The sequence below is a fragment of the Ideonella azotifigens genome (assembly GCF_006519715.1).
In the GTDB taxonomy this organism is placed as follows: domain Bacteria; phylum Pseudomonadota; class Gammaproteobacteria; order Burkholderiales; family Burkholderiaceae_C; genus Ideonella; species Ideonella azotifigens.
Genome location: NZ_VIDT01000255.1, coordinates 1 through 7,221 on the forward strand (window position 1 = coordinate 1; position 7,221 = coordinate 7,221).

Here is a 7,221-nt window from a genome sequence, read left to right on the forward strand (position 1 = left end):
GACGCCCCAGGTCAGCGCGGCTTCGACTGGCGTGGTCGTCGTGTCGATGTCGTGGCCGTACAGGCACAGGCCGGCTTCCAGGCGCAGCGTGTCGCGCGCACCCAGGCCGGCAGGCTTCACTTCCGGCTGGGCGAGCAGTTCGCGGGCCAGGGCGATGGCGTCGTTCTCGTGCACCGAGATCTCGAAGCCGTCTTCGCCGCTGTAGCCCGAACGGGTCACGAAGCATTCGGCGCCGGCCAATGTGAACAGGCCGCCGGTCATGAAGGTCAGCTTGGCGACTTCGGGGTTCAGGCGGGAGAGGGCGTCGACCGCCTTCGGGCCCTGCAGCGCCAGCAGCGCACGCTCGGGCAGCGGCCTGACTTCGCAGCGGCTGCCAATGCGGGCCTGCAGGTGCGCGATGTCCGCGTCCTTGCAGCCAGCGTTCACCACCACGAACAGGTCGCCGAAGCTGGCTGCTCCCTTGCCGGCCGGGCGGGTGATCATCAGGTCGTCGAGGATGCCGCCTTCGTCGTTCGTGAAGAAGGCGTAGCGCTGCTTGCCGGGCGCCAGGTCGATCACGTCCACCGGCACCAGGGTTTCCAAAGCGGCGGCCGCGTCGGCGCCGATCAGGCGCAACTGGCCCATGTGCGAGACGTCGAACAGCGCGGCCGAATCGCGGCACTGGCGGTGCTCGGCCATCAGGCCGGCCGGGTATTGCACCGGCATCGCGTAGCCGGCAAAAGGCACCATGCGGGCGCCGAGTTCGAGGTGCAGGGCGTGCAGCGGGGTCTGCAGCAGGGTGTCAGGCGTGGAGCTCATGCGGGGTCGTCTCTTCAGGTCGGCGCTTGGAGGGCGGTCTGGCGAATCTCTTCATCCAATAGGCCCTCCCTGTCCGCTTTACCTGAGAGATTGACGGCGCCGTTGATAACGGCCACCGCTTGCCCCTTCGGTGGACGGGCTCATGGCCTTGCAGCCATCACCCGCCTCTCTCCAGTGAGGAACGCCCCGCGTGTTACGGCAAGACGCTTGTCAGTCCTTTTGCCTGAGCGTTCGAGGGTGTGCCTCTGCGCCTTCGGCGGCTCCGGGTGGAGCTCTCTCCTAACAAGCTGGGCAGTGTAACCGCAGCCGCGCGTGGCGCCAGCGCCGTGCGATAGTCCCGGCCGTGCCAAGAATTGACCAAGACCCACATCAAGACCGTTATCAACCGACCTCGCGCCGCCAGCGCCTGGTCGTCATCGCCGTCACGGCAGCCACGGTGGTGGTGCTGTGGCTGCTGCTGATTTATCGGCCGGGTGGCCACTACACGATTTACGACCCACCCAAGCCAGCCTGCAAGCCCGGCCAGACGATCGATTGCGTGGGCGGCAAGGCCGACGTGCTGTTACTGCCGGCCACGCCGGCGTCCGCCAGCGGCGGCTGAACGCTCGCGGAGGCTTCAGGCCGTAGCCAGCATCGCGCGGCCCACGGCCTCGGCGACCTCGATGCCGTCCACGCCAGCGGACATGATGCCGCCTGCATAGCCCGCGCCTTCGCCGGCCGGGAACAGGCCCTTGACGTTCAGGCTCTGGTAGTCCTTGCCGCGTGTCATGCGCAGCGGCGAGGAGGTGCGGGTCTCGACGCCGGTCAGCACCGCGTCTGGCATCGAGAAGCCCTTGATCTGCCGCTCGAAGGCGGGCAATGCCTCGCGGATTGCATCCAGCACGTAGTGCGGCAGGACGGGGCGGTCCTTGGCGGCCAGCTCGGTCAGCTGCACGCCGGGCTTGTACGAGGGCTCCACATTGCCGAGCACGCGGCTGGGCTGGCGCTTGATGAAGTCGCCCACCAGTGCGGCGGGCGCCACGTAGCCGCCGCCGCCCAGTTCGTAGGCGCGAGACTCCCAGACGCGCTGGAAAGCCATGCCGTCCAGCGGGCTGACGGGCCCGCTGCCCGGGATCTGCCGGTAGTCAGCCGGGTCAATGCCGACGACGATGCCGGCGTTGGCATTGCGCTCGTTGCGCGAATACTGGCTCATGCCGTTGGTCACCACGCGCTCGGGCTCCGAGGTTGCGGCCACCACGGTGCCGCCAGGGCACATGCAGAAGCTGTAGACCGAACGGCCATTGCTGGCGTGGTGCACCAGCTTGTAGTCGGCCGCGCCGAGGATGGGATGGCCGGCATTCGTGCCGAAACGTGCCCGGTCGATCACGCCTTGCGGATGTTCGACCCGGAAGCCAATGGAAAACGGCTTGGCTTCCATGTAGACGCCGCGCTCGTGCAGCATGGTGAAGGTGTCGCGCGCGCTGTGGCCCAGCGCCATCACGACGTGGTCCGAGCGCAGTGTTTCGCCGGAGGCCAGCGTCACGCCGCGAATGTGGCGCTGCTCGCCCTCGCCTTCGATCAGCACGTCGGTGACCCGCTGCTCGAAGCGGATCTCGCCGCCCAGCGCGACGATGTCGGCCCGGATCTTCTCGACCATGCTGACCAGCCGGAAGGTGCCGATGTGCGGCTTGCTGACGTAGAGGATTTCCTCGGGCGCGCCGGCCTTGACGAACTCGTTCAGCACCTTGCGCGTCAGGTGGCGTGGGTCGCTGATCTGGCTCCACAGCTTGCCGTCGGAGAAGGTGCCGGCGCCGCCTTCGCCGAACTGCACGTTCGACTCCGGGTTCAGCTGCTGCTGGCGCCACAGGCCCCAGGTGTCCTTGGTGCGCTGGCGCACTTCCTTGCCGCGCTCCAGCACGATGGGGCGCAAGCCCATCTGGGCCAGGATCAGCGCGGCGAAGATGCCGCACGGGCCGAAGCCGACCACCAGTGGGCGGTGCTTGCCGCCGGCCACGGCGTCGGCGGCGAAATAGTCTGCCGGCACATGGCCGACAAAACGATAGGAGGTGTCCGGTGAGAGCCGGATGTGAGGGTCACCCGCATGCTTTTGAAGCACGGCGGCTTCATCAGCTTCTGGCGCCAGCTCGCAGTCCACCGTGTAGATCAGCACGATGGCCGATTTCTTGCGCGCGTCATAGGCGCGCTTGAACAAAGTGAACCGGCTCAGTGCCGTGTCCGCAACGCCCAGCCTGGCGACGATGGCCGGACGCAGCGCGTCTTCGGCATGGTTCAGCGGCAGGCGGAGCTCGGTGATCCTCAGCATGGTGCAGGTCTGCGGTGGCGGTCAATCAGGCCCTGGCGCAGGGCCAGTGACACCACCGGCAGGCCAGGGCGGGGGCTTTAGCCGCCCTTCTTCGCGCGCTTGCCGGCGCTCTTCTTGCTGCGGGTGTGCGAGCCACGTTCCAGGCTCACGCGCTGGCCGCGGTGCGTGGTGACGGTGACACCGCTCGGAGCGGCGGGACGCGGGGTGGCCTTGCGGTCGGCTTCGGTAACGATCTTGTTGCCCATGGTGGCTCCAGTGAAAAAAGAATCAACCCTCGATTAGGCCACAAGCGCCGTGGCTGGCAGCCCGTCTGGCGAGTCCGCCAGGCAAGGTTCAAAGAAAAAGCCGCCGCGCGGAGGGTGCGCAAAGCGGCTTGTTCAAGTGGCTTGGTGTCCTTTTGCTCGAACCCCGCGAGGGATTGGCAAAGGTGACGAGCCTGATCTCGGCACTGGTCACAACAGTTAGGGCTGCTTGGTTCCCCACCTGACCCAGTTGGCCGTGCTTCCATGCGAGGAGGCCCGTCACGACGAATTCTAACCCAGGCCGAAGAGGCGGCCCGGGCCCCGACCAGGAAATCCGGCGCTCTTAGCGCAGTTGCAGGTCGTCGTCGCCAAAGCGCACGTTGATCGGCTCGATCAGCACCTGCTTGCTGGCGCTGGCTTCGACCACGCCGGCGACGATCGCATCCACGCCCTGGGCCTTGGCGATCTCGACGGTGCGCTCGGCGTCCCCGGCCTTCACGAACAGCGCGAAGCCTGCGCCCATGTTCAGCGTGGAATAGGCCTCGCGGTCGTCTTGCTTGGCGTGTTGCTGGATGAACTTCAGCACCGGCGGCACGGCGGGCACGCTGTGGATGCGGTAGCTCAGGCTGCTCGGGTGGCGCAACAGCTTGCGCCAGCCGTGGCCGGTGATGTTGGCGCAGTAGTGCATGGTCACGCCGGCCTTGGCCAGCGCTTCGGTGACCGGGCTGTACAGCGTGGTCGGCGCCAGCAGCGCTTCGCCGTAGGTGAGGCCGGGCTCGATCTCGGTCAGGTAGCCCTGCGGCAGGCGCTCGACCAGCTTGCGCGCCAGGCTCAGGCCGTTGGCATGGATGCCGCTGGAGCTGAGCAGCACGATGGCGTCACCGGCGCCCAGTGCGTCGCCCACGCTGAGGCGGGTCTTGGGGTTGATGATGCCGGTGCAGGACGCAGCCAGGTCGATGCGGCCACTCTCGACAATGCCGGCCAGTGCCGGCGTTTCGCCGCCGCCCCAGGCCACGCCGCACACGTCGCAGGCCTTCTTCCAGCCTTCGACCAGGGCTTGCGCGCGTTGCGCGTCGGCGAACCAGTCGCTGCCACCGGCGGCCCAGTAGGCCTGCACGACCAGCGGCGTGGCGCCGACGGTGATCAGGTCGTTGACCGCCATCGCAATGGTGTCCTGCGCAATCCCGGCGTAGTAGCTCTTGCCGGTCAGTGCCTTCATCTCGTCGGCCACCAGGGCCTTGGAGCCCAGGCATTCGACGATGCTGGCCAGGTAGAACGGACCCACGTCGACCACGTAGGCCGATTCGCCGCGCGAGGCCGGCACTTCGCTGAAGCCGTGGCCGGCGAGGTGGCCGGCGGTGGCGGCAGCGGCGCGTTGCGCGGCGACCTTCAGCGGGTCGATCAGATCGTAGTTGACGCCGGCCTGCTCGTAGCTGAGGGTGTCGGCGGCGGGGCTGTGGGAAGCGGATGCGGTCATGGGTCGGGATTATCCGACAGCCGCGGACCGCACCCGCTTGGTGGCCGGAGGCCTGCCAGCCTCCGGCCACCGGGGTCAGCGCTTGTTCGGCGCTGCCATGCCCGTTACCCGCACCGGGCTGCTGAAGCCCTTGCGCATGGCTTCGGCCATCTTCGCTGCCGTCATCTCCAGCTGCTTGGCGGCCAGGTCCAGCCCGGCGCGCTGCAGTTCAGGGTCCGACAGCTTCGCCGCTTCGGCCATGGCCAGGGCCGTTGCCAGCGAAAGCACCAATGGGTCCCACGGGCCGACGGGACCGTTGCCAGTCGGGCCACCGCCGTCCACCATCACGCCCCAGCTGACCCAGGTGCCCTTCTGGTACCTGCCCAGGTTGGGCAGCTTCATGCCGCCGCCACCGCCGGTGCTCTGGTAGAACGCAAAGGCCACGCCGGTGCTGCCCGCGCCGGTGTGCAGGTGGGTGGTGCTGACGCTGTCGCTGCCAGCCGGGGCCTGCACCATCACGCGCCAATCCATGAAGGGCACAGCGTGGATGGTGTCGTAGGCAGACACGGTCTCGACCGCGGCGCTGGGCACGAAGCCGGTTTCGTTGGCGGCGTTGGTCAGTTCGGCATCCGGCGAGATGGTCACGAAATCGTCGTCGACGAAGGTGCCTTGCGCCACGTCGAAGGCGTCGACGAAAGTGCCCTTTTCGCCATTGCCGCGGCCGCCACCGGGCAGGTACCAGGCGGTGGCCTGCACGTCGCTGCCTTCTACTTCGATGTTCAGGCTGGGCGAGAAGCTCACGCCGGGGCCGCCGGCGGCCCCGGTGACTGACCAGAAGGCGAATTGCGCCGTCTGGTCCTGGCCGTTGCTGTCCTGCCAGCTGATGTTGGACGAAGCCCAGGCCTGGTAGCCGCCGGGGTTGTCCACTTGGGTGGACAGTGGCGCGACGAGGTCCAGCGCGGCGCTGCCGTGGCCGCGGCGGCCACGTGAAAGCCAGGTCACGTAACGGGTGTGCACAGTGCTCATGTTTGTCTCCAAAAAAGGGTGCAGCGCATGGTCTGGACCCTGTCTGGGCGGTGGCGCTGCGGGCTGCCGCGAGCGGCGACAGCTGCGCTCATCGTGCGCCGCGGGCCTTCCGGCCTGCCACCCTCCGATGGGGGTTCATGAGGACCCAAAACGCGGGTGTCGCATGCGGCACGGCGGGTCAACCCGAATGCCCGCGGCGTGTCCGGCGCCCCGGTCGGCGGGCTGGCCGGCCAACCTTAGAATGAGCGGATGAGTTATGTCGTCCTGGCGCGCAAGTACCGCCCCCGCAGCTTCGAGGAAATGGTCGGCCAGGACCATGTGGTGCGCGCCTTGACGCACGCGCTGGAGCAGCAGCGGCTGCACCATGCCTACCTGTTCACCGGCACGCGCGGCATTGGCAAGACCACGGTTTCGCGCATCCTGGCCAAGAGCCTGAACTGCACCGGGCCGGACGGCACCGGTGGCATCACTGCGCGGCCCTGCGGCCAGTGCACCGCGTGCCGCGAGATCGACGCCGACCGCTACATCGACTACATGGAGCTGGACGCTGCGTCCAACCGCAGCATTGACGAGATTCGCGAGCTGATCGAACGCTCCGCCTACAAGCCCACCGTCGGCCGCTTCAAGGTCTTCATGATCGACGAAGCCCACCAGCTGACCAAGGACGCGTTCAACGCGCTGCTGAAGACGCTCGAAGAGCCGCCCGAGTACCTGAAGTTCGTGCTGGCGACGACCGACCCCGAGAAGATGCTGCCGACAGTGCTGAGCCGCTGCCTGCAGTTCAACCTGCGGCCCATGGCGCCGCAGACGGTGCTGGAACACCTGACCCGCGTGCTGGAGGCCGAAAGCGTGGCGGCCGAGCCGGGTGCGCTGCGCCTGCTGTCCCGCGCCGCACGAGGCTCGATGCGCGATGCGCTGTCGTTGACCGACCAGGCAATTGCCTACGGCGGTGGTCAGCTGCAGGAGCCCGCCGTGCGCGCGATGCTCGGCACGGTGGACCGCAGCCATGCGCTTCGGCTGGTCGGCGCGCTGGCGCAGCGTGACGGGAAAGCGGTGCTGGCCGAGGTTGATGGGCTGCGTGCGCAAGGGCTGTCGGCCGCGGGGACGCTGGAGGAGATCGCTCGATTGCTGCAGCACATGGCCGTGGAGCAGGCGGTGCCCGGCGCGCTGGACGAGACCGACCCGGACATGGAAGCGCCGCGCCAGCTGGCACCGCAGCTCGCGCAGGACGAAACCCAGCTGCTTTACAGCATGGTGCTGCACGGCCGCGCCGAACTGAGCCTGGCGCCTGATGAATACGCCGGCCTGGTGATGGTGCTGCTCCGCTTCCTGGCCTTTCCATCTGCTGGTGGCGAAGGGCGCGTGCCTGCTGCGCCTGCGGTCAGGCCGACCGCGGC

General features: G+C 68.0%; 7 protein-coding genes, 1 other RNA gene and 2 riboswitches. Of the genes, 2 read left to right on the top strand and 6 right to left on the bottom strand.

The features are described from left to right. Positions 1-798: glycine cleavage system aminomethyltransferase GcvT (gene gcvT / locus FKP22_RS15905; RefSeq protein WP_141288443.1), on the bottom strand; the 798-nt coding region annotated here is incomplete at its 3' end. Positions 799-857: 59 nt separating this feature from the next. Beyond that, positions 858-983, bottom strand: a riboswitch (glycine riboswitch). A gap of 16 nt (positions 984-999) precedes the next feature. Continuing rightward, positions 1,000-1,090: riboswitch (glycine riboswitch) on the bottom strand. Between the two features lie 51 nt (positions 1,091-1,141). On the opposite strand from gcvT, the gene FKP22_RS15910 reads away from it, so the two are divergent. After that, positions 1,142-1,399, top strand: a complete 258-nt coding sequence (locus FKP22_RS15910) for a hypothetical protein (RefSeq protein ID WP_141288444.1) — start codon at positions 1,142-1,144, stop codon at positions 1,397-1,399. 15 nt (positions 1,400-1,414) lie between these two features. On the opposite strand, the gene FKP22_RS15915 is transcribed toward FKP22_RS15910, so the two are convergent. The 5 genes from FKP22_RS15915 to FKP22_RS15930 all read right to left on the bottom strand — a co-directional run bounded on the left by FKP22_RS15915 (position 1,415) and on the right by FKP22_RS15930 (position 5,824). After that, positions 1,415-3,100, bottom strand: coding sequence for an NAD(P)/FAD-dependent oxidoreductase (locus FKP22_RS15915; protein ID WP_141288445.1), 1,686 nt, complete (start codon positions 3,098-3,100; stop codon positions 1,415-1,417). Between the two features lie 77 nt (positions 3,101-3,177). Next, the gene (locus FKP22_RS32130) at positions 3,178-3,345 is read right to left on the bottom strand and encodes a hypothetical protein (protein ID WP_170200925.1); all 168 of its coding nucleotides are present in this window, start codon (positions 3,343-3,345) and stop codon (positions 3,178-3,180) included. A 181-nt stretch (positions 3,346-3,526) separates the two neighbouring features. After that, positions 3,527-3,623, bottom strand: an RNA gene (gene ffs / locus FKP22_RS15920) — signal recognition particle sRNA small type. A gap of 62 nt (positions 3,624-3,685) precedes the next feature. Next, complete coding sequence (locus FKP22_RS15925; protein WP_141288446.1) at positions 3,686-4,819, bottom strand: AIR synthase-related protein; 1,134 nt, start codon at positions 4,817-4,819, stop codon at positions 3,686-3,688. 75 nt (positions 4,820-4,894) lie between these two features. Beyond that, the gene (locus tag FKP22_RS15930; RefSeq protein WP_141288447.1) at positions 4,895-5,824 is read right to left on the bottom strand and encodes a hypothetical protein; all 930 of its coding nucleotides are present in this window, start codon (positions 5,822-5,824) and stop codon (positions 4,895-4,897) included. A gap of 249 nt (positions 5,825-6,073) precedes the next feature. On the opposite strand from FKP22_RS15930, the gene dnaX reads away from it, so the two are divergent. After that, positions 6,074-7,221, top strand: a 1,148-nt coding sequence (gene dnaX, locus FKP22_RS15935; protein ID WP_141288448.1) for a DNA polymerase III subunit gamma/tau, incomplete at its 3' end; no start/stop codon positions are given.